Here is a 1,585-nt window from a genome sequence, read left to right as displayed (position 1 = left end):
CGGCTGCAGGTGCAGCGGCTTCCAGAGCGGGCGGCTTTCGATGTTGCGGGTTTCGAGGTGCAGGCGCAGGGTTTCGGGCGTGGCGGGGTTGGGGCGGCCGTCGGGCAGGGTGGGAGCGAGGATGATGGTGGTAAGCCAGCGGTTGGAGCGGCTGCCGGCCGGCTCGGGTGCCGGGGCTACCACAATGCCGGGCAGCGGCGCAAGGTGCTCGCGGTACCAGTCGAAAATCTGGCGGCGACGCTTCACGCGCTCGGGCAGCAGCTCCATCTGCCCGCGCCCGATGCCGGCCAGGATGTTGCTGAGGCGGTAGTTGTAGCCGGTTTCGGAGTGCTGGTAGTGGGGCGCGTCGTCCTTGGCCTGGGTAGCCAGGAAGCGGGCTTTTTCGGCCAGCGCCTTATCGTAGGTTACGAGTGCGCCGCCGCCGCTGGTGGTCAGAATCTTGTTGCCGTTGAACGAGAACACGCCCACCCGCCCGAAGCCGCCCAGCGGCTGCTGCTGCCACTCCGAGCCCAGCGCCTCAGCGGCATCTTCGAGGATGGGAATGTTGAACTCCTTGGCGATAGCCAGAATTTCGGGCAGCCGGGCCGGCATGCCGTAGAGGTGCACCAGGATGAGGGCTTTGGGCTTTTTGCCCCGGGCCATGCGGTCTGCAATGGCCTCGCGCAGGCGCTCGGGGCAGAGGTTCCAGGTGTCGGCCTCGCTATCGACGAACACCGGCGTGGCCCCCAGGTACACGATGGGGTTGGCCGTGGCCACGAAGGTGAACGAGGGGCACAGCACCTCATCGCCCAGCCCCACGCCCAGCAAAATCAGCCCCAGATGAATAGCGGCCGTGCCCGAGTTCAGCGCCACCGCATACGGCACGCCCACCGCCGCGCAGATGTCGGCCTCGAAGCCCGTAATGTTAGGCCCGGCCGGCGCCACCCAGTTGTCCTCAATCGCCTTGTGCACATAGTTGAGCTCGTGCCGGCCGAGGTGGGGCGGGGAAAGGTAGAGACGGTCGTAATCCTGACTGCGCATTTAGGTTTTGGGTATTGAGGCTTCTGAAATACCGAAGCAAAAAGAACGGTCATGCTGAGCTTGTCGAAGCATCTCTCCCGCATCAGTAGTCAATTTCACTTGTGCGGGAGAGATGCTTCGACAAGCTCAGCATGACGCTCGAATGATTATTTATTATCGAATTAAAGTGCCCTTGCCGGCGCGCCTACTGCCGTTACATCGGCCTGCAGGTCGCGTACTACTACCGCTCCCGCGCCCACCACGGTATTCCGGCCCACCTGCACGCCCTGAATCACGGTGGCATTCGTGCCAAGGTACACGCCAGTGGCCAGCCGGGCGGCGCCACTCACGTTGGCGTGGGGCATCAGCGAGCAAAAGTCGGCCAACTCGGCATCGTGGCCCACAGTGCAGCCCAGGTTCAGCAGCACGAAACGGCCGAGCACGATGTCGCAGGTGAGCACGCAGCTTTGCTGAATGATGCAGCCTTCGCCCAGCGCCACGCGCTGGCGCGGGTGCAGTGCCACGCCCGGGTGCACCAGGCTGGGAAAGCGAAGCTGGGCCGATGTGAGCCGGCTCACCACGGCTG

2 protein-coding genes are annotated in these 1,585 nt (G+C 64.5%); both read right to left on the bottom strand.

What is annotated here, in order from left to right; translation table 11 throughout:
* Positions 1 to 1,020: DegT/DnrJ/EryC1/StrS family aminotransferase (locus tag ACYVDE_RS22230; protein ID WP_460503721.1), on the bottom strand; the 1,020-nt coding region annotated here is incomplete at its 3' end.
* 161 nt (positions 1,021 to 1,181) lie between these two features.
* Positions 1,182 to 1,585, bottom strand: a 404-nt coding sequence (locus ACYVDE_RS22225) for an LbetaH domain-containing protein (protein WP_460503720.1), incomplete at its 5' end; no start/stop codon positions are given.

The organism is Hymenobacter agri (assembly GCF_054778495.1).
The sequence above is the reverse complement of the archived record's forward strand: the minus strand, read 5'-3'. Positions and strand labels throughout refer to the sequence as shown.